The following is a 21,117-nucleotide window of genomic DNA, read 5'->3' as shown; positions in this document are numbered from 1 at the left end:
TATAGTTACCCGTCAGAACCGCATGCCCAGCGTGAGATATGGATACCAGCCCTCGGAGGATTTTCCTACCACAAATTTAACAACAGTCATTAATGCCGGCGCAAAATATATTCCACCGCCTGTTCCCTGGTGCCAGGTACTGCTGTTATGGTTTCGTTCCCAGACTTTCCCGATATCGTAAAAGCCTACCAGCCCTATCTGGCCTGGCAATATATATCCGTTGATATTTGCCAGTCTGATCCTTGCTTCCAGGTTGTTATAAAGCATATGCTGCCCGGCAAATCTGTACTGGCGATATCCTAAAAGGTTCTCATGCCCGCCCAGGAACGCAGACTGGTAAAAAGTGCTTTCACCGATGGTGATACCACCTCCGAGCCTGTTGGCGATCACGAGCTGCCGCCCATTGCCTATGCTCTTGTAAAAGGCAACTTCCGGTAATAACTGTACATAACTTCTCGAATAACCATTCATACCAATGCCGCTCTGCAGCTGTATATTCACATAACTGCCCCATTCGGGAAGCAGTTTGTTATTGCGGTTATCCAGTATATAAGCTGCGTGTACGCCTCCGAAAAGCTTTGTCTTGTCGATGGTGGCACTGTCGTAGGAATGCAGTTCCGCACTGTTGTAGATAAACCTGCCTTCATTTTTATCTGCGTTGAAAGCATACACTTCAAATGCAGGTCCGATCTGGAACGATGCATGACCGTTCTTCCATCTTACCGCAGACCGCAGCTGGAACAATTCGAAACGTGTGCGGTAATGATTTTTGAAATCGCCGGTTTTGTTATATACCGTTTCATTGCCCCGTCCAAAAAAGTTCTGGGTATTGTCGGGCGCCAGCACATTTGCATTGAGCAGCAGATCCCCTTTGCCTAATACATTCAGCCATTCTGCCCTGTATTTGAAGCTGAAGGCTGTGGTTAGAAAGGAATGGAGGAATGAGAACTGGTGCATGCTGGCATAGGGCAGTTTCCGGAATCCTTTATGGAGATGCCGTATCATCAGCCCAAACATGATCCCGTCGTCATAGTTATAGCCTACATTCAGCAAGGGCATTGTTTTGTGATACAGATCAGTCGGAACAAATGCGGTGTTCAGGCTGTCGTTTGCCAAATGCCTGCGCAGCCTGTTTGTATCGCCGGTATAAATAGCGTTATCTGTTCTTTCATACAACAATACTTTTTGCCTGGCAGCTTCAATATGATAACGTTTATCACCTTCGCCGCCGATCAGGCGAAGCTTAATCTCCGAGTGGTGATTGCTGAGGACAATGCTGTCATTCCCTTTGCCTGCATACAGTCTGATCTCCCTGGTGACAGCCGGGTGGAATGTTTTGCTGAAAAGGGTATCCCTGATATTTCCTTCTTTCGTTTTCTTTCTGATGTAAACGGATAAAGTATTTCCGGGTGCATCTTTTATTTCGATCAGTTCATTCTTGTCACTTGCCTGTACGTCTGCGATCCGGTTCAGGAAACGGTAATAGGTTTCCATTTGCTGCGGCAGGCTGTTCCGCCGTTTCTGCATCTGGCTGGTGAGCAGGTCTTTCCGCATGGAATAAGCCGGCTCCGGTAATCTTGCGATCGCAGTATGGATAACAGAATCTGTTACCGCCTGCACAAATTCAGATGCTGTTTCCTGCCATACTTCATGCGGGAGTGTAGTGAGCACGCGGTTATTGACAACACGGCTTTCCCATAGATAATTGTTGACATTTTTGATACTGCTGTCATAGCCCTGCAGATAAGGCAGCAACCAGGGACGTGATGCGAATTTAGGGATCACGCCATCTGTGATAAAGAAAACCTGGTCGCGGTCGCGTGGCACGGCAATGTAATTCTTGCCTTTGTCTTTTTTCTGTGTATGCCAGCGCCATTGATCGGGGTGCCTGTCCCAGTCGCCGATCAGCAGGTCCAGCATTACAGCGCGCATGTATTGCCGGGCATCGATGCTGTTGTCATTGTCTTCGGATAGCTGGCGGAGCATTTTACCTGTATTGTCCGATTTGCCCGCGGGCTCACGTTCTTCGAGGAGGTTCAGCGTATTGGCAAAATCCTTTGCATACATACCAAGGTTTTTATCCGGCGCCACCCAGCCGATCACCGGGTTGGTATGCGGTACTTTTACAGCATTGGCAATAGGAGGAACGATCAGCGCTCCGAAAGGATGTTGCGACGACATATTATCACTCAGCAGGTCTTTGGCAAATGTTTCGCGCAAAGCTTCCGGTAACAATACGTCCGGGTACTTCTGCACGCTTCTTAAAACCCATTCGCGGCCTTTGCTGTCTTCCAGCCTTAAAGAGCGCGACTGGTGACCGCCGCCCCGCTGGGTAGGTGTTAACCCGCCATGCACTGCTGATAGCCTGATCACGGGTACTTTTGTTGCTGCAGCATATTCCTTGCGATAGTTCTCACCAAAAATATAACGATGCAGATGGCTGACACTGTCGAATGCCGGATTTGGCCTGATCACGATGCTGTCGCCCGGTACTTCCCTGTATGCCAGTTCCTCCTGCTGTTTCACGCTGGTGTAAGGAACTTCATAGTTAAAAGCGCTTTCCTGTTTACCGTCTTTGTAAGTATAGTAAGTGATATGTAAACGGTTTCCCGGAAGAACATCTACTGTTACAAAGCCAGGAACCGTTTCGGCGAAAAGTGCATCGGCTCCTTTTTTCACATAGGCTTCCTTGGATCCTGCACCGCTTACGATCTGTAATTGGTTGCTTTTAATAAACTGTAACCCATGCTCATGCCCAGCCACGTGTACCAGGTTGGGAAAACCCGCGAAAACACCGTCGATCTTCCGGATCATTTCTTTGTAAGCGGGGTGCGACATGTCTTCGGGGGAGGTAAATGTTTTGCGCAGTAAGGGGTACAGCGAACCCGCAACGGGGAGCGGAAGGAGTAAATTTTTGTTGATGGCCGTAAGCGGGAAAAGATGATCCTTCCAGGAATAATAACCGCCATGATGCCCGTAACTCTGAAAGGGATGATGCGAAGCAAGCAATATCGTTTTATAACGATTCCTGTAGAGCAGCTCTTCCATCCGTGCCACTACTTCTTCCTTGCTGTTGCAGCTGCAATCCGCTTCGGTGTTGGTTTTGCTGTGCTGGAATAACCACCATTCCGAATCGAATGCAATGATCACTGTGCTGTCGCCTGCCGGGATCTCAACCGGATCGGGACAACCATTTGCAGGCACAAGTTTCAGCAGCGAATCCTGCTGTTCTTCCAGGAATTGCCATTGACGCCGGATCTTTGCAAGGCCTTTGCTTCCCATGCGATCCCAGTCATGATTTCCGGGGATAAAATAAACCGGAGCTCCTTTGGCGCGCATAGGCATGAATTGTTTCCGCAGAATATCTTTTGCCGCATCCAGAGCAGGGCCATTTTGCAGCGGCATACCCGTGGGGTAAATATTGTCGCCAAGAAACATCACGGTTGTCTTTCCCGGTATTGCATGCCTGGCAGCACCGCTGAGTACATCCTGCTGTTCTTTGTCGGGTTCGCCTGCATCGCCTATAAAAATGATCCTGTGCCGTACAGAATCCTGGGCACGGGTTGCTGCCGTTATCAGAAGCAGGATGAGAAGTACAGTTGTTTTGCTCATAATGACAGGATTGTTCTGATTCTATGGTTTCTGATAAATGAACTTCAGCAGGTTGGCAGCTGTTGCATCATCGCCTTCATTGGAAATATAGAGGTTATTGTCCCGGTCGAACGCAATGCCTTCCGGGTGATGAAAGATCCGAGGATCGAGCAGGTATACTTTTTTTACCTGCCAGTTTGTATCGGTCACGATCAGCGCCTTGTTCACGGAAGAAAGGATATACCATTCTTTTGTCTGATCATTTCTGGACAGGGCAGAAGGATGCACGGCTTTTTCAGGCATGTCTTTTACCTGCTGGTTCATATGCACCGCAAATTCTCCCGCAGGTGCGAGGGAATCAGCTGTTATCAGTCTGAAGATAAATCCGCTTACCCTGCGTCTGCCTTTGTCTTCCTTCAGATTTTTACCCAGCACATAGATCAGGCTCTGGTTGTTATCTGCATAAAGACTCTCATATTCGCCGGCGGGTAAAAGATTTTTCCATTCTTTCACTCCCGCTGTTTTTTCATTGCGTGCTTCGCTGAAAGGGAATGTATATAAACTGCCGTTGCTTTTCAGAATCGTTACGGTATTGTTACAGATAGCGAGATCCTCATAGTCGCCATGTTTGCCGTATTTGGCATAGGTCACGGATTTAACGCCCGGTTTGAAGTAAAAGAGCTTGCCCTCTTCATCCTGAATGGCGTACATGCTGTCGGGGTTGCCTTTGTAAAAAGCAATCCCGGATATTTCTGTAAGACTTTCGGGCAGAAAGAATTTTTCAGGCCGTGAGAAATCGTAGCCGGCCGGGCTGGTATATTGTTTTTTCTGTGCACAGGCCGTAAAGCTGGCTGTTGCAACAAGCAGGAGACAGGAGATCAGGTTAGACTTTCGCATACTGCTGCTGTTTTAAATATTCATAAATAGCTTCCTGCGATCTTAATGGGGGCAGCTCGTTTTTCACGGCTATGTTTTCCAGTTGTGTATTGATATGAACTGCCTGCACATTATCCTGCAATTGCAATGCCGTAATCTCTTTCAGCTGTTGTCTGAGCTCAGCATCATAAATGGGGAAGCAGACTTCGATGCGCCGGTAGATATTCCTGTTCATCCAGTCTGCAGAACCGAGGTAGATTTCTTCCCGGTTGTTATTGCAGAACATGAATAACCTGCCATGTTCCAGGAACCGGTCTACAATACGTGTTACGGTAATATGTTCGCTCTGGCCCTTCATGCCCGGAATAAGACAGCAAATACTCCTGACGATCAGCTGAACCTGAACGCCGGCGTTGGAAGCTTCGTATAGTTTGCTGATCAGCACTTTTTCTTCGAGATTATTAAGTCTGATGGTAATGCCGGAGGGGAGGCCCTTGCGGTGATGTTCGATTTCGCGGTCGATCATTGCAAGAAAACGTTGCTGCAGGTTAAATTGTGCAACGAGCAGGTGTTCGAAATGAATCAGGCCTTCGGGAATTTTCTTTCTGCGTTTGCTCAGGAAAATGAAAAGCAGTTCCAGCTCGCGCAGGATTTCATGATGTGCGGTCAGCAGCACATGATCTGTATAAAACCTGGCGGTGCTTTCATTAAAATTACCTGTAGACAGTACACCGTAATAACGTGTGCGCATGCCGCAGCTTTTTTTCACCAGCGCGATCTTCGCATGCACTTTCAATGCGGTCACGCTGTAAATGATCTTAACTCCGGCATTCTTCATCTGTCTTGCCCATTTGATATTGTTGGCTTCGTCGAAGCGCGCTTTGAGTTCAACCAGCACAGATACTTTTTTTCCGTTCCTTGCTGCGGATATCAGTGCATTGACAATACGCGAATCGTTTGCTACGCGGTAAAGGGTAACATATATCTCCTGTACATCCGGACTGGATGCAGCTTCATTAAAAAAACGCAAGACTGTATCGTACTGTTGCCAGGGCGTGTGCAGGATCATATCTCTGCGCTCTATTTCGTCCAGTAACGAATCAGGATTCCCTGCCGGTGAAAGTGCAGGCCAGGTAGGATATTCAAGTGCTTTGTTTTGTATGGGTAATGCGGAGAGGTCTTTAAGATTATGGTACCGTCCGCCGGCCACAAGACCAGCCGTAGGCAGACTGAACGAAGCAGCCAGTGCATGGAGCAGGTGCAGCGGCATGGCAGGATCATAGAGAAACCTGGTTGCAAGGCCAAGATCCCTTTTGGCAAGCTGCTGTTCAATCTTTTCCGCGAGATCATCTTCGTATTCATCTTCAAGACTCAGGTCTGCGTTACGTGTGATCTTGAAACTGTAAAGATCCTTTACAACTGCATCATTGAACAGCAGGGGCAGGAATTGCCTGATAATATCGTCTGTGAATACAATGTATTGTTTGCCGGCTTCCGTAATACCGGTAAAGCGCGGCAGTTTATCAGAAGGGATATTGATCAGCACGATGCTGTTGTTCCCGCTTTCGCCATAAACGTTAGCAGCCATGTACAAACGGTTGCTTTCAGGGAAGAAATTATCCCCGTCGAGGTATACCGGCTGCAGGAATGCAAGTACCTGCGTAAAGAAAAAATGTTTCAGCGCCGGCAGAATTACCGGTGGGAGGGGCTGGTTGTAAACGAAACAGATCCCTTCTGCATCCAGCTCCGGGATCAGTCCGGATAATAGCCTGCCGAATATTTCCTGCTGCCTGTTTACAGTAGCAAGGATACTGTTCTGAAGATCATTGTAAATATCTTCTTCTTTATCCAGCTGCTGTAATGCGGCAACTGCCGGAACCCGCACCCGGTAAAATTCATCGAGATTGGAAGAGTAGATAGACAGGAACCTGATCCGCTCCACCAGCGGCACGGCGGGGTTCCCGGCTTCCGTGAGCACTCTTTCATTAAAAGACAACCAGCTTAGATCCCTGTTGAAAAAAGTAAAACCCTGCGCCATAAAAAAATGGGGTTACCTGAAAAAAATGGATGCGATCAGGAAGCTTACCACAGATATCACAATGCCAAACATAAATACATTGTAGGCAATCCTTAAAAGCCTGTATTTGCGGCCCAGGACAATGCCCTGAGAGTGTACGTCCCTGATGAGATTGCCATACAGGAAGTCCCTGTCGGCCATCAGCTGTTGCATGCCCTGATCATATTCTTCCAGTGTCATTTTATAAAAATTTCCGAAAAAAAGGAGGTTTACTTTTTTTTCAGCGATATCAGCAGGTGTGAACGTGCCGCCGGTAAGCGTGGGTCTTGTAGCAAGGATGGAAAATACCATCGTGATCACACAGACACCGAGCAATAAGATAACCGGTATGGTAAGATGCGGAAACTCTTCCAGCTTCCGGATCATCACACTAAGCAATACAGAAATAATGATGGATGTAGTGGTGATCATGATATGTGCCTTGTTATCGGCCATATCACTTAATCGTTGATGGTTATTGGAACTGATCCTGAACATAGTCTCTATTCCGCGCTCCGGGCGATCACTTTTCTTTGATGTCCTGGCAGCAGTTTCGGCAGCCAAAAGGCTGGCAGGTGCTGTTGCCGGAGCATCCTTATTACCGGCTGCAGCGGCTTTTGCTTTCAGCCGCTGCAGATTCTGTTCTTTCTTATCATTCAGTAACAGCTGGCAATAATCGGTATGATAATGATGAGATTCAAATAAGGAAATGGTTTTTGCCCGGAAATCGTCTTTGGTGATCTGCACATGATAAATAGCTTCAACCTCTTTGCGCATCAGTTTGTTCCGGTCGATAAAATCATCCGTGCCGAGGTGAAAAAGATCAGCATCGCAAACGATCCGTTCGTTGAGGGTATGTGGTTGCTGAGGCAGCCTGGTGGCCAGGATACAGTTCTTAACCGCCTGGATACCTTCTGCATCAAAACCCCGCTCCTGCAGGAATGCCGCGGCAAGTTCCGCACCTTTTTCTTCATGTCCTTTGGCTTCACCGGCAAGGTAGCCGGTATCGTGAAACCATGCTGCTGTCAGTACAATGAAAAAATCCCTGTCATTCAGCTGGTAATGGTTTGCGATCTGTGTGGCTGCTTTAACCACATCGGTGGTGTGCGACAGGTTATGGTATACATGCAGATTATCCTGGCGGGCATTGAAAAAACTGAGGGTATGGGCTTTTACTTCATCCAATAAGGCCTGGTAATTCATCCGGATCTGTTTTATAATTAAAGATACTATTCTTTAGGCACTGCCTGAAGCTTGTGGGTCATCCTTCAGCAGGAGTAAGGTTATTTTACGGGAAATTTTCATTCCCGCTTGCAAATACCGGGAAACAGCATTTATTTTACAGTTCCCCCACCTGTTTTGGCCCCGGCCATCAACTTCCCCCCAGGAAAAGGCAGATCAGGCATCCTGCAGGCTTACGCTGCAGAAGCACCCTTATAACCATTAAACTAACCTGAGCTATGAACAAATTTCTCAACGGCATCAACAATTTTCTGAAAGCCCGCACCTGGAGCGGCGGCGCCTGGTTATTCACACTTTGCCTCCTGCTGGCGGTATCTGCAGGTACTTATATTTTATCACACAGGAACACACCGGGACAGCAATATGTTCAGCTTGATAAACGCCAGCTGCTGATGGTGAAAAAATGCCTGGATAACAGTCCCGACAGTGTACAGGCACGTAAAGCCCGTACCGGCCTGATCATGCTTTTCCTGGATACCGAGTTTAACAATAAGCTCATCGGTAAACAAAGAAAAGCGATGGACAGCCTCCTGAATCTTTTCAATAATGCGCAGGTCTACGATTATCTGACTGAAAAGAAAATACTGGCGGAAAGCACTTTCTGGCTTACGGGAAACAGTGTTTATATGGAGACCCTCTTCTGGAGCCTGCTTGGCGTGCTGGTCAGCCTGATCTATTATGTAAGCCTCGCCAATGCGCAAAGTTCCAATACTGCCGGAGACGACGACTGCGGCAGTTTTGACCCCACTGAAATATCCGGCCAGGTTGCAAAAATGTTCTTTGCCCCGGCCTGCACACTGATCCTGATACTCGGCTATCATTATGTGTTGTCGGATGGCAGCAGTATGGCTGATATCAACATTGGCAATGGTGTTATTGTATTCTCATTTATTTCCGGCTTCTTTTCAGGAAGGGTGATGAAATTCCTCGACCGCATGAAAGAATTACTGCTGCCGGTTACGGGTACCAAAAAAACCGGCAACCCTCCTCCGAACGATAATACCGGCGGAAACAATGGAAACTCCGGATCCGTGCCTCTGAATAATGTAGTGGTACAGGTAACACTTGATGTACCGCCCGGCAGTATTGCCGATGCAGATGCCGCGCTGGTTGAAAGTGCAGGCTTTAATGCGGCTGTGGTAACATTAACATCCGTAGATAAACAGGAAGTTTTCGACCTTATTCCGAATGAAACAAAAAACGGTTTGTTTGAAAGAACAGGCATGCTTCCCGGTAAATACATACTTACCGCAAGCGTTAACTACAAAAGACAGGACGAGGCAATGCTTACATTATACGGAAGCAAGGAGATAGAACTCGTGCCGGACATTACAGCATCTACATTGGTATTAGAGCAGGTATAGCAACCGATGCCGGACTACAAGGCAAGCGGTTCCCCTGCGGAACCGCTTTTTTGTTCAGGGAAAAAAATGTTAAAACGGGCGATACTGTTAAACCCGGCAGATGTTTTCGTATCAGAAAGAAAAACGAAATATGAAAAAATACTTTTTATTCCTGCTGATCGGGGCAACCATTGGTTTAACAGCTTCCGCACAGGATGGCAGACAGGCGAAACGTTCTCCCGAACAACTGGCAGAAATTCAAACCGGCCAGCTGAAGAAAAAAATAACGCTTACCGCCGACCAGGAAAACAAGGTGAAGGAAATAGAGCTCGAATATGCGAAAAACCTGCAGGCGCTTAAAAACGACGGAACAGACAGGAAAAGCCGCCTTGGTAAAGCCAAAGAAATACAGGATAAAAAAGACAACAGCCTGAAATCTGTACTCGATGAGAAGCAATATGCTGCTTATCTGGAACAAAAAGAGAGCCGCAAAGACAAACTCATGGAAAAAAGAAAAGAGCGTAAGGGCAGGAGGTAATCTTATGCGCTCCGCAAAATAAAACAGGTGCGTGGTCGGGCGCCCAGCACGGCGTTAGGTTAGGCGGCCCATGTGTTCGAAGAATAATACATCAGATAAATTTACCAGTCTTTGCAGAGGCGTCTCTTTGGGTTTGGTACCCAGCGCAGCGCTGGCGCAAAGACGAGGCCCAGCGGCCTGAGCGACACTGAAGACAGCACCGCCTGAGGATTACAATTTATAATCAGCTTTATGAATAGCAGGATCGTGCAGCGATGAGTCCTTCCGGGAGACATCAGTGGGGAACGAAAACAGGTGCATGGTCAGGCGACCAACACGGCGTTACAAATAAAAATGGGGATGATCATCATCCCCATTTTTATTTATTTATAGTAAGGCTGAAGCCCGATATTATAGAACATAAAACTCCATTTATCAGTCTCGCCGTCTATCACCTGCTGGGTGCTTTTACCGGCTCCGTGCCCAGCCTTGGTTTCAATACGGATAAGTACAGGGTTACTGCCATTGTGCTTTTCCTGTAAAGTGGCGGCAAATTTAAAACTGTGTGCCGGTACTACACGATCGTCGTGATCTGCAGTAGTGATCATTGTAGCCGGGTAAGCTGTTGCTTTTACATTGTGCAGGGGCGAGTAATGATAAAGATATTCGAACATCTCTTTACTTTCTTCACTGGTTCCATAGTCGTACGCCCAGCCGGCTCCCGCGGTGAATTTGTGATAGCGCAGCATGTCCAGCACGCCTACCGCAGGGAAGGCAACCTTGCACATGTCTGGATGCTGTGTAATGCAGGCCCCCACCAGCAGGCCACCATTGGATCCGCCTTCCAGTGCCAGGTATTCTGAACTGGTGTATTTATTGTCTTTCAGGTATTGAGCAGCTGCAACAAAATCGTCAAATACATTCTGTTTTTTTGTTTTGATGCCCTGCTGATGCCATTCTTCGCCATATTCACCGCCACCCCTGATATTAGGTACTGCAAGTATGCCGCCATTCTCGAGCAGGATCATACTCGATGTGCTGAAGAATGGTGTGATACTCACGCTGAAGCCTCCGTAGCCATATAAAAGGCAGGGGTTTTTGCCGTTCAGTTCAAGTCCTTTTTTATAGGTGATGATCATCGGGATCTTCGTGCCATCTTTCGAGTTGTAGAATACCTGCTTTGATTCATAATCGGATGGTTTGAATTCTACTTTTGACTGTTTGTACAATTCAGTTCTGCCACTCGCGATATCGAGTTTATATAATGTGCGTGGTTCAATATAGGATGTGAATGAATAATACAGCTCTGTCTCTTTTTGTTTGGCACCGAAGCCATCTGCTGTTCCCAGACCCGGTAGCCGGATCTCGCGGATCATTTTACCATCCATGCTGTGCTGATAAACTTTAGACACTGCATCTTTCAGATAAGAACAGAAAAGGAACCCGCCGCCTGTTGAACTGGTCAGTACTTCCGGTCTGGCAGGAACCAGTGTTTTCCAGTTGGCCATACCAGGATTATTGACCGGCGCGGTAACCAGTTTGCCGGTAGGGGCATCCTTGTCGGTCTGGATATAAAAGAACTGATCGTCGCTGTGGATCACGTAATGAGAATTCTTCATGTCTGTTACCAGTGGCACAACAGGGGAGCCGGGTGTACGGAGATCCTGCACATACAGTTCATTTCCGTATGTGGCATCTGCTGCGGTAATGATCAGCCAGCGCTGGTCTTCTGTTACATAGCCGCCTACATACCTTTTTTGTGTCTTATCGCCGAATACGAGCTGATCCTGCTGTTGCGGGGTACCGGTTTTGTGGAAGTAAAGCTTGTGGGCATCTGTTTTTCCTGCAAGAAAACTGCCTTCTTTAGGGCGGTTATAGGTACTGTAATAAAAGCCTTCGTTGCCTTTCCAGCTGGCGCCGCTGAATTTGACGTCCTGCATCGTGTCGCCGATCTGTTTTTTTGTTTCGGCATCGAGCACGATGATCTTCTGCCAGTCGCTACCGCCTTCAGAGATATTGTAGGCAGCCATCGATCCGTCCTGCGTAAAGCTGATACCTGCAAGGGAAGTAGTGCCATCCTTTGAAAAAAGATTGGGGTCGAGGAATACTTCCGGTGTTTTACCATCGCCTGTTTCCCTGTATAATACGCTCTGGTTCTGCAGGCCGGTATTGCGGTAGTAATAAGTGTATTTACCTTCTTTGAAAGGAGCGGAATATTTTTCGTAATTGAACAGATGCTCGTAGCGTTTGCGGATAGCGTCGCGGAAAGGGATCCGGGCAAGATAGTCCTGCGTTACCTTATTCTCTGCGGCCACCCAGGCCGCTGTACGGGCACTGGTATCGTCTTCCAGCCAACGGTAGGGGTCGGCCACCCGGGTTCCGAAATAAACGTCGTTAATGGTAGTATCTTTTTCTGTAACCGGGTACTGCACTGTTATGGGTTTAAATGTTGTTAATTGACTTCCTTTCTGTTTACAGGCACACAAACATACAATACCGGCGCAAAGCAGAAGCATTGGTTTCATAATGACAGTTTTTCTTAAATATAATCATTAATTGCTGTTCTGTCAGTACCTGCCCTGCTGGCACCCCTTTTGCTGCGCTCAGGAGTATGGAAACAGCAAATAAAAAATTTTCGGAGGTTATTGCAGGTGAAATACCCGTCCTTGTTGATTTTTTTGCTACCTGGTGCGGCCCCTGTAAAATGATGCAGCCGATACTGCAGGAACTGAAGCAGCAGGTGGGCGACAGGGCGATCGTTCTCAAAATCGATGTAGATAAGAACCCTGCCGTTGCCAATGCTTACCAGGTACAGGGTGTGCCAACACTGATCCTGTTCCGGAACGGTAAAGTAGTATGGCGGCAAAGCGGTGTGGTGCCGGCAGCGGAACTGAGCAGGATCATTGCGGCTCATTACCAGGGATAGGGGGTAGTATCGTATCAGGACGCTAAAATCACTATCTTTCGAGTGTCATGATGCGAATATGAAATACAGGCCGGAAATAGACGGATTAAGAAGTATTGCAGTAACAGCTGTTATTTTATATCATGCGGGATTTCTTCCGCAGGGTTACCTCGGAGTAGATATTTTTTTTGTGATCAGCGGATACCTGATCACATCACTCATTGATAATTCTCTTAACACAGGATCATTCAGATTCGGGCATTTTTACGAAAGAAGGATACGCAGGATCCTGCCGATGACCTTGTTCATTTGCCTGCTTGCATTGGCGAGCGGTTATTTTTTAATGTTGCCGGACGACTTTGAAAACCTGACCCAATCAGTAATAGCAACGGTTTTATTCTCGAACAACCTGTTGCTGTATTTCACGAGCGGTTACTGGGATATTGTTAATCATTACAAACCTTTATTGCATACGTGGAGCCTGGGCGTGGAAGAACAGTTCTACCTGATTTTTCCGGTTATACTATTCTTAGGACACAGGCTGTTCAAAAAGATAAGCCAGAAGCAGTTACTGATGATCGTTCTGATGATTTTGTCCCTGATATCCTGTTACCTGATCGGAAATCCTAAGTTCAATTTTTTCATTGTTACATCCCGGTTATACCAGTTTGGAGCGGGTGCATTACTTGTTTTTGCAGTAAAAAAATATGAGTCGCGGAATGCACTTCCTTCTGTTGTTCTTTTGCTGGGATTGATAGCACTGCTGGTGTTCCCCTTCACTAAAATACTCCTGATCAATATTGCCGTGACTGCGGTTACAGCTCTTCTGATCTACACATACAGGCCTAAAGCGGCAGGATACATACTGGAGAACCCGGTATTGGTTTTTCTCGGCAGGATCAGTTTCAGCATGTATATGTGGCACCAGTTCATTTTTGCATTTTTCAGACAGACCGTATCGCAGCAGATCAGCCTGCGCTGGCTTCTGCTATTATTTGCACTGATCGTGGTTTTGTCGGTGATCACTTATTTCCTGATAGAGCAGCCATATCGTAACAATAAAAAAATAAGCAGTTCCGTTTTACTGATCAGCACCGGCAGTGTGGCCGCAATGCTAGTTTGCATTTCTTTTTATTATTACCAGAGATCAGGTGTTGTAAGGGATGTGCCGGAACTGGATATTTATAAAGTCCGGCATTATGAACGTGGGATGCACGCTAAATACAATGATCGTATACGGATGCTGGATAAACCTTTTTCAAAAGATAATAAGCGAAAGATCCTGATCATCGGAAATAGTTTTGCGCGCGATGTTGCCAATATGCTGCTTGAAAACCATTATGCTGATGATGCAGAGATCAGCTATATCCATTATTCTAATGATGTGCGGATAACAGAGCGGCTTCAAAAGGCCGACCTGGTTATATTCGGATCACCGGTTGCGCCTGCTGAACTCAGCAGGATCTGCAGTGAATATTCGATTCCGGACGAACACTTGCTTGTGATCGGCAGTAAGGGATTTGGGGAACATAACGGGCTTGTCTTCAACAGTGCCTCTTATCCTGAAAGATGTAAAACGGCTGTTGATCCTGATCCCCTGATCGCGAAGACGAATGCAATCTACGGAGCGGTAAAAAAAAGCTGTTATGTAGACCTGATGGCATTGCTGATGCGGCCGGATGGAAGGATACCGTTATTTACACCTGCCTGTAAGCTGATATCCCAGGATGGCCGGCACCTCACAAAAGCAGGTGCTGTTTACCTGGGTTCGCTGTTGGCCCGGGATACCAATTTCAGGCTCCGGTTTCCATAAGCCTGGCTGATATGCACGACTTGAAAATTGCCGCCCCTTTTTTATTCAGGTGTACGCCATCTGTTGTCAGATGCAGTTTCCTGTACCTGCTTAGTATTGCCACTCCTCCGGGCAGACATGAAAGCAGCGGATCAGAAATGGTTACTGCGAAAAAGCTTTCGACACAATAATCATTTTGTTTATGACTGGAAAGATAATGGTCGAATGGAACAGCCGTATCTGCCAGTTCTGCGTTGTAGACCGATGCTATCTCACGGAGTACATCGTTGTAACTGTTCCTGGTTTTCTGCAGCTGGGATGATAAGGATTCATTGATGCAACCTATTGTTGTAATGATCAGCCTGCCCGGGAACAGAAGCCTGATCTTGTTCATCGCCTGAATCAGCCTTACTTTAAATGTGTGAACGTCTTCGGCAGCAATAATCCCTTTCTTTTGCTGCGATCTGAAAGCCATGCCGAACAAACCTTTCCTGGATCTGAAGCAGGGAAGGAGGATATCATTATAGCCCCCTTGCAGTACAACCGCATCATAACGGTTATCAAGTTTAAGTGCCGCTATTAATTTGTTGCAGATCATCTGCATGGTATCACCGTTGCAGCCCAGGTTCTGAACAGAACAGCCGGGTAAGGCCTGCGCTATCCCCTGCACAAAACCTGTACCCGTGCTGCCCCTGGTGATGCTGTCGCCTGTGAAAAGGATACGCATGTCAGTTCAGTTATTTAAGCTAAAGCCAATGCTTTATAACGTTCGTCTGATAATTCTTCCGCCGCCATCTGCTTATAGGTCTGGTATACAAATTCCGGTGCTCCCTGTTTAACGGCGCCGAGCCATTCAGCTATTTCAGGGTTACTGAGCCCCCGCATCATCCAGCGACTTTCCTCCATCAGTACTTCAGGTTTGATCGCTGCAACAATGCGGTGTTCCATTTCGAGCATTTCGGCATCTGTAAAATGCTTCCACAATACTTCCAGAAGCTGCTGTTCTTCCTTGTTCATGTGATAAAGGTTGAAAGCAATGAAATCGTTGAGGGCATAGAAAAGCTTTCTGCCGGCCAGTTCTTTGTCGGTACCTGTTTTCCAGTCGCTGATAAAGCCACGCAGGTTCTCTGCAAGCTGGTGATCTGTCACATGCTCTTTCTCCATTTCTTCCTTCAGCGCCGGTTCGTGTTCAAAAAGCGGCGCAAGGATATATTCATCTTCGTGCGCGGCATGCTCATCGTAATAGGTTAATGCGAGCTCGAGTTCGCTGATCACATCCGCAGCGGAGGGCTGGGAAAAATCTGTCTGCTGCACTTTCATCTGAATGCTGAAAAGCATTGTGCGCAAGCCCTTATGAATATTGTTGAAAAAATTGTAACGTTTTTCCGGTTTCATTTGTTATTAATTTTTCAGCAAAATTATCAGGCCGGCCTGCCGTGGTATAGAAGAAAAGCGACAAAGTTTGAACCCGTTTTCAGGTGTTTCCGGTACCAGCGGTTAACAGGCAGGCTGAACGGTAGTTGTTAAAAAGGTTAACAATGCATTTACCAAAAAAGCCAAAGCGATCAATATATTCGCCGCGGTAAACGACCAACCTCTTATGAGTAAAAGACTGATCTTTCTTTGCAGCACGCTGCTGCTTGTACTGCTTGATCCTGTTCTTGCAGCCGCACAGGATAAATTTACAGTTAGCGGAACCATCCGTTCTGCACGAACCGGTGAAACACTGATCGGCGCGGTAATCAGAACCGGCGGTCAGACAACGGTAAGTAATGAATACGGATTCTATTCCATCACCCTCGCAAAAGGAAAATACAGTTTCGAGATCAGTGCCGTTGGCCTTCAGACACAAAAGCAGGACATAGTGCTGGATAAACACATCAGCCTCGACATTATATTATCCGAACAGACAACCGTGCTGGAAGATGTAACCGTGAGCAGTTCAACATCAAGGGGCCGGAGCCTGGCCAGTCCGCAGATGGGCGTAGAAAGGTTATCTGCAAAGGAAATGCAGAATATCCCGGTTCTGCTGGGCGAAAGGGACGTGCTGAAAACAATACAATTGCTGCCGGGCATCAAATCGGCAGGCGACGGGAACAGCGGTTTTTATGTGCGGGGCGGAGCTGCAGACCAGAACCTGATCCTGCTCGATGAAGCGCCGGTGTACAATGCGTCGCACCTGCTTGGCTTTTTCTCTACCTTCAATTCGGATGCGATCAAAGATATTACCGTATATAAAGGCGGAATGCCTGCACAATACGGAGGTCGGCTGTCTTCCGTGCTGGACATTAAAATGAACGATGGGAATAACCAGAATTTTGGTGGCAGCGGCGGCATCGGCCTGATCTCTTCCAAGATCAACCTGGAAGGACCGATACAGAAAGACAAATCTTCTTTCCTCCTTACCGGAAGGCGTACTTATGCAGATCTGTTTCTGAAATTATCTCCGGATACATCCGTGAACAGGAACACACTTTACTTCTATGACCTCAATGCCAAAATGAATTATATCCTTGGAAAAAAAGACCGTTTATATCTTTCCGGGTATTTCGGAAGAGATGTATTGAAAGTGCAGGATCTTTTCGGGATAGACTGGGGCAACTCCACGGCAACCCTGCGCTGGAACCATGTGTTCAGTAACAAGCTGTTTTCCAACACTTCGCTGGTCTACAGTAATTACGATTTCAAGGTCTTTATCAACAGCGGGGTAAATAAATTCAATATCCTTTCCCAGATCCGCGACTGGAACCTGAAAGAGGAAATGCAATGGTTTTTGAACAGCCGAAACAATATCCGGTTCGGGGTCAACAGTATTTTCCATACAATGCGGCCTGGCGAAGTAACGTCGGAAGAAACATCGGCCATCAACTCCGTATTCAAACAGAAAAGATATTCGCTGGAAAATGCTGCGTTTGCATCCAATAACTGGAAAGCCACGGATCAGCTGAATGTTTCATACGGGGTAAGACTCTCTGCGATGAGTGTACTTGGCAAAGGCGATTTCTATACGATCGATGGCGCCGGCAATGTACTCGATACCATGCGGTATAAAAGCGGCGAAGTGGTGAAGACCTACTGGAATCTGGAACCACGTGTATCTGCCAGCTGGCAGCTTAACAATTATTCATCCGTAAAAGGAGCTTATGTACGTAATGTGCAGAACCTGCACCTGATCTCGAACTCTACATCTTCAACGCCGGACGACAAATGGGTAGCCAGCAATAACAATATCAAACCGGAAGTATCAGATATGGTATCGCTCGGCTATTATCGCAACCTGAAAGGCGGGCGTTATGAACTGACGGTTGAAACTTATTATAAGACCATGCAGAATCAGCTCGATTACCGCGACGGGGCAGATGTATTCTCTAACCTCGATGCGATAGAAACGCAACTGTTATTCGGTAAGGGCAGGGCCTATGGTATTGAGTTCCAGCTGAAAAAGAAAACCGGGCGTTTCACCGGCTGGATCAGCTACACGCTGGCAAAGTCAGAAAGAAAGATCAATGGGATCAACAACGGGAACTGGTACAATGCCAAGCAGGACAGGACCCACGATATTTCAATTGTGGCTTCTTATGAGGCCAGCCGCAAATGGACGCTTTCTGCCAACTGGGTCTATTATACCGGTAATGCGGTCACATTTCCTGCCGGGAAATACCTGATCAATAACCAGGTTGTGTTCTACTATCCGGAAAGGAATGGTTATCGGATGCCATCCTATCACAGGCTTGACCTGGGTGCTACGCTTAAAATGCGCGAAAAGAAGCGGTTTAGTTCCGAGTTGAATATCAGTATTTATAACGCTTACGGCAGGGAGAATGCCTATACGATCACATTCCGCAAGAGCGAAACAGATCCAACCGCTACGGAAGCTGTGCGTACGGCATTGTTCAAATTCGTTCCTTCTGTTTCCTATAACTTCAAATTCTAAAAGATATGAGATATATAACATCTTTCCTCATTCCTGCACTGGCACTGATGCTGTTCAGCTCCTGCGAAAAAGTGATACAGGTAGATCTGCAGAATGTGGCAGAGCCCAGATATGTTATTGAAGGAATTATTACCGATAAAGCAGGCGCTAACCAGGTACTGGTCTCGCAGACTAAAAATTTCAGCGACAATAACAGTTTTCAGGGTGTGAGCGGAGCTCTGGTAACGGTTACCGATAATAATGGCATTGTTACTGTTTTTGCAGAAAACGCGAAAGGTATTTATACAGCGCCGGCGCTGACAGGTGTGGCTGGCAGAACTTATAACCTGAAGGTTGTAGTAGCTGGTAAAACATTTACATCCGTTTCTACCGTTCAGCCGCGTATCCGCTTTGATAGTCTTTTCCTGTCGGAAGGAATTATCCAGGACCGCCTGCTTCCGACAGTACGCTACAAAGATCCCGTAGGCCTGGGTAACAGCTATCAGTTTGTATTATTCATTAACGGTGTTCAGCAAAAGGAATTTTTCGTACGTGACGATACCTATACCGATGGTAACGTAGCCGAAGCCAAACTGCGTTATGAGAAAAACAGTGATAAAGCGCCGGATAATGACCTGAAAAAAGGCGATCTGGTGCGTGTGGATATGCTTTGCATCGATCAGCCGGTGTACAAATATTTTTTCAGCCTCAACAACAGTTCGCTGGGAGATAATAATTCTGCATCTCCTGCAAATCCCGTGAGTAATATACAGGGCGGTGCACTTGGTTATTTCAGCGCACATACCGTGCAGACAAAAACGATCACGGTGCCATAATTACAATACTGGCAGATCCATATCATAAGCGGGGGCATAATGCTCCCGCTTTTTTCATTGTGTTGATCATTGTTGCAACAAAGACCGGAAGGCCGTAATCGCCCCCCTAAATAGTCGTTAATAACCAGTATCCGGCTGCGATAATTATCACATCTTTGAAGCCGGATCAATAGTCATTCTTTCATCTAAAAACCTGGAAACATGCAAAAACATCAGTACAGCATCACGATCAATGCTTCCCGTGAAAAAATATGGGATGTGCTTTTGGGCAAAACCACTTACCCTGAATGGACCAAACCGTTCAATGAAGGCTCAAAGGTGGAAACCACCTGGGAAGAGGGCAGTAAAGCCTTATTCCTTGGTAATGATAACATGGGGATGGTTTCACGTATCGCAAGAAATAACAAGCCTGCGTTTTTATCGATCGAGCACCTGGGCATGGTTAAGGATGGTGTGGAAGATACAACCAGCGAAAAAGTAAAACAATGGGCCGGATCTTTTGAGAACTACACGCTTACGGAAGAGAACGGACAAACGACATTGCTGATAGATATAGACATTCCCGGCGACTACAAAGATTATTTCGACAAGACCTGGCCACTGGCACTGCAGAAAGTAAAAGAAATCTCAGAACAGGCATAAATGAAAGAAGCCCGGTCATATACCGGGCTTCTTCATGCCGGGGAATGACGTTTTATTTTCCCAGTTCAACATTGATCATCCATTGTATGCCGAATTTGTCTTTGAAGCTCCCATAATAAGCACCCCAGAATGTTTCCTGTAAAGGCATTTCAACAGTGCCGCCGGCAGAAAGACCAGCAAACAAACGGTCAGCCTCTTCCCGCGTTTCAGGATGCAGGGAAATATGTACGTTATTGCCTTCTGTTAGTTTGTGCCCTGCAGAAGGAATGATATCAGAGGCCATCAGTGTTGTATGTTCATTGATGGGAAGCGATATATGCATTACCCGGTTCTTTTCTTCAGCACTCAACTGTTCTGTGCCCGGTGCATCGCCGATTTTATGGACGCCCGGGAATTCACCGCCGAAAACAGATTTGTAGAAAATAAAAGCTTCTTCGGCTTTACCGTCGAAGTTCAGGTAAGGGTTCATTTTTGTCATGGTATACAGGTTTTATCAGGCTGTAAATAAAGCAATTCTTTTCATGGGCGAAAGGGTGCAGGGAAGGATTCTGGAGGAACGGTGAAAAAGATGAGGACTGAGTGCAATGTTCCTGATTTTTTTTCGCTTGTGCCTGATTCAATAAGAGCTACAGCAATATCTCCAAGCCATACTTGCTTAAATAATCCGCTAAATCGCTTGCTATTTAGCAACCTCACCTCACTTTTCCTCACCTCACTTCTTCGGCACTGCTGCCATTTCCATAAAAGCTTGAAAGCAACAGGGTGTAAAAGTTCAGGAAAATCAATTGAAGGGAATGGGGCTGACAAAATCATGACAATTGACCGGCATTCTTCGCCTCTTCACCCTTTTTATTACAGGCGGCGCAGAAGTGCGTATACTGAAAAGATATATTTGGATGACCTGAATTAATCCATTTAAAAACTAAACCTGACATGAAGAAGATTCTTGTAGCCCTTTCCCTGACCGGCATTGCTATGTTTTTTGCTTATTGCAGTTCAACAAAAACAGCGAGCCAGGCGGCAGTAAAGGTTGTGAAGATCAGTTACCAGCAGCATGTAGCAACCATCCTCGAAACGAATTGTGCACCCTGCCATTTTCCTGGAAAAGGCGGTAACAAAAAAGCACTCGACAGCTATGCGGCGGCAAGTGCCAATGCGGATGAGATATTACGCAGGATCCAGCTCAATCCCGGCGAAAGAGGGTTTATGCCGATGCGTCATCCGAAATTGTCAGACAGTACCATTGCTGTGATCAAACAATGGAAAACCGACGGCCTGGGCGAGAAATAATTTTTTGAATTGAATGATGGCGGGCAGTGATCGTGGGGTTACTGCCCGTTATTATTCTATGTATTCGGTCGTGATTTGCTTTCAAATTATTAAGTAGCTTAGATCTTCGACAAC

General features: G+C 46.7%; 16 protein-coding genes. 8 read left to right on the top strand and 8 right to left on the bottom strand.

Features of this window, described 5'->3' with window-relative positions; genetic code table 11:
• Positions 1 to 12 precede the first annotated feature (12 nt).
• Genes B5D42_RS16530 through B5D42_RS16515 form a run of 4 tightly spaced genes read right to left on the bottom strand, consistent with a single transcriptional unit; the run spans position 13 to position 7,726 of the window.
• Positions 13 to 3,612, bottom strand: coding sequence for a BamA/TamA family outer membrane protein (locus B5D42_RS16530; RefSeq protein WP_078832651.1), 3,600 nt, complete (start codon positions 3,610 to 3,612; stop codon positions 13 to 15).
• A gap of 21 nt (positions 3,613 to 3,633) precedes the next feature.
• On the bottom strand, positions 3,634 to 4,488 hold the full coding sequence (locus tag B5D42_RS16525; RefSeq protein ID WP_217698850.1) for an SdiA-regulated domain-containing protein: 855 nt from the start codon (positions 4,486 to 4,488) through the stop codon (positions 3,634 to 3,636).
• Positions 4,475 to 6,505: a polyphosphate kinase 1 gene (ppk1, locus tag B5D42_RS16520; RefSeq protein ID WP_078832650.1), complete on the bottom strand. Its 2,031-nt coding sequence runs from the start codon at positions 6,503 to 6,505 to the stop codon at positions 4,475 to 4,477. The genes B5D42_RS16525 and ppk1 overlap by 14 nt, the downstream gene beginning before the upstream one ends.
• 12 nt (positions 6,506 to 6,517) lie before the next feature.
• Positions 6,518 to 7,726, bottom strand: coding sequence for a Pycsar system effector family protein (locus B5D42_RS16515; RefSeq protein WP_078832649.1), 1,209 nt, complete (start codon positions 7,724 to 7,726; stop codon positions 6,518 to 6,520).
• A 257-nt stretch (positions 7,727 to 7,983) separates the two neighbouring features.
• Here B5D42_RS16515 and B5D42_RS16510 point away from each other — a divergent pair, with 257 nt between their 5' ends.
• Together B5D42_RS16510 and B5D42_RS16505 are read left to right on the top strand one after the other, a co-directional pair.
• The gene (locus B5D42_RS16510) at positions 7,984 to 9,129 is read left to right on the top strand and encodes a hypothetical protein (RefSeq protein ID WP_078832648.1); all 1,146 of its coding nucleotides are present in this window, start codon (positions 7,984 to 7,986) and stop codon (positions 9,127 to 9,129) included.
• Positions 9,130 to 9,259: 130 nt separating this feature from the next.
• Positions 9,260 to 9,646: a DUF4890 domain-containing protein gene (locus B5D42_RS16505; RefSeq protein ID WP_139367215.1), complete on the top strand. Its 387-nt coding sequence runs from the start codon at positions 9,260 to 9,262 to the stop codon at positions 9,644 to 9,646.
• Between the two features lie 362 nt (positions 9,647 to 10,008).
• Here the strand turns inward: B5D42_RS16505 and B5D42_RS16500 are convergent, their stop codons facing one another.
• The gene (locus B5D42_RS16500) at positions 10,009 to 12,150 is read right to left on the bottom strand and encodes a prolyl oligopeptidase family serine peptidase (protein ID WP_245825741.1); all 2,142 of its coding nucleotides are present in this window, start codon (positions 12,148 to 12,150) and stop codon (positions 10,009 to 10,011) included.
• An 86-nt stretch (positions 12,151 to 12,236) separates the two neighbouring features.
• Here B5D42_RS16500 and trxA point away from each other — a divergent pair, with 86 nt between their 5' ends.
• Both trxA and B5D42_RS16490 read left to right on the top strand, forming a co-directional pair.
• Complete coding sequence (trxA, locus tag B5D42_RS16495) at positions 12,237 to 12,551, top strand: thioredoxin (RefSeq protein ID WP_078832646.1); 315 nt, start codon at positions 12,237 to 12,239, stop codon at positions 12,549 to 12,551.
• Between the two features lie 58 nt (positions 12,552 to 12,609).
• Entirely contained in the window at positions 12,610 to 14,343 is a 1,734-nt protein-coding gene (locus tag B5D42_RS16490) for an acyltransferase family protein (protein ID WP_078832645.1), read from the top strand.
• Here B5D42_RS16490 and B5D42_RS16485 read toward each other — a convergent pair.
• Positions 14,324 to 15,049: an SGNH/GDSL hydrolase family protein gene (locus B5D42_RS16485; protein ID WP_078832644.1), complete on the bottom strand. Its 726-nt coding sequence runs from the start codon at positions 15,047 to 15,049 to the stop codon at positions 14,324 to 14,326. The genes B5D42_RS16490 and B5D42_RS16485 overlap by 20 nt on opposite strands.
• A gap of 14 nt (positions 15,050 to 15,063) precedes the next feature.
• Positions 15,064 to 15,717 (bottom strand): hemerythrin domain-containing protein, encoded by a 654-nt coding sequence (locus B5D42_RS16480; RefSeq protein ID WP_078832643.1) that lies wholly within the window; start codon positions 15,715 to 15,717, stop codon positions 15,064 to 15,066.
• A 205-nt stretch (positions 15,718 to 15,922) separates the two neighbouring features.
• Between B5D42_RS16480 and B5D42_RS16475 the strand changes: the two genes are divergently transcribed.
• From B5D42_RS16475 to B5D42_RS16465, 3 genes are all read left to right on the top strand, one after another.
• Positions 15,923 to 18,256 (top strand): TonB-dependent receptor, encoded by a 2,334-nt coding sequence (locus B5D42_RS16475; protein WP_078832642.1) that lies wholly within the window; start codon positions 15,923 to 15,925, stop codon positions 18,254 to 18,256.
• A gap of 5 nt (positions 18,257 to 18,261) precedes the next feature.
• Positions 18,262 to 19,071 carry a DUF4249 domain-containing protein gene (locus tag B5D42_RS16470; protein WP_245825739.1) on the top strand — a complete coding sequence of 270 codons (810 nt, stop codon included), beginning with the start codon at positions 18,262 to 18,264 and terminating at the stop codon, positions 19,069 to 19,071.
• Between the two features lie 201 nt (positions 19,072 to 19,272).
• Positions 19,273 to 19,713 carry an SRPBCC family protein gene (locus tag B5D42_RS16465; protein WP_078832641.1) on the top strand — a complete coding sequence of 147 codons (441 nt, stop codon included), beginning with the start codon at positions 19,273 to 19,275 and terminating at the stop codon, positions 19,711 to 19,713.
• 52 nt (positions 19,714 to 19,765) lie between these two features.
• Here B5D42_RS16465 and B5D42_RS16460 read toward each other — a convergent pair whose 3' ends face one another.
• Positions 19,766 to 20,191 carry a VOC family protein gene (locus tag B5D42_RS16460; RefSeq protein ID WP_078832640.1) on the bottom strand — a complete coding sequence of 142 codons (426 nt, stop codon included), beginning with the start codon at positions 20,189 to 20,191 and terminating at the stop codon, positions 19,766 to 19,768.
• 455 nt (positions 20,192 to 20,646) lie between these two features.
• Between B5D42_RS16460 and B5D42_RS16455 the strand changes: the two genes are divergently transcribed.
• Entirely contained in the window at positions 20,647 to 21,003 is a 357-nt protein-coding gene (locus B5D42_RS16455; protein ID WP_078832639.1) for a cytochrome c, read from the top strand.
• The last annotated feature ends 114 nt before the right edge of the window (positions 21,004 to 21,117 follow it).

The sequence above is a fragment of the Sediminibacterium ginsengisoli genome (assembly GCF_900167075.1).
In the GTDB taxonomy this organism is placed as follows: Bacteria; Bacteroidota; Bacteroidia; order Chitinophagales; family Chitinophagaceae; genus Sediminibacterium; species Sediminibacterium ginsengisoli.
Note: the sequence above shows the minus strand (reverse complement) of the source record. Positions and strands in the feature narration are given on the sequence as shown.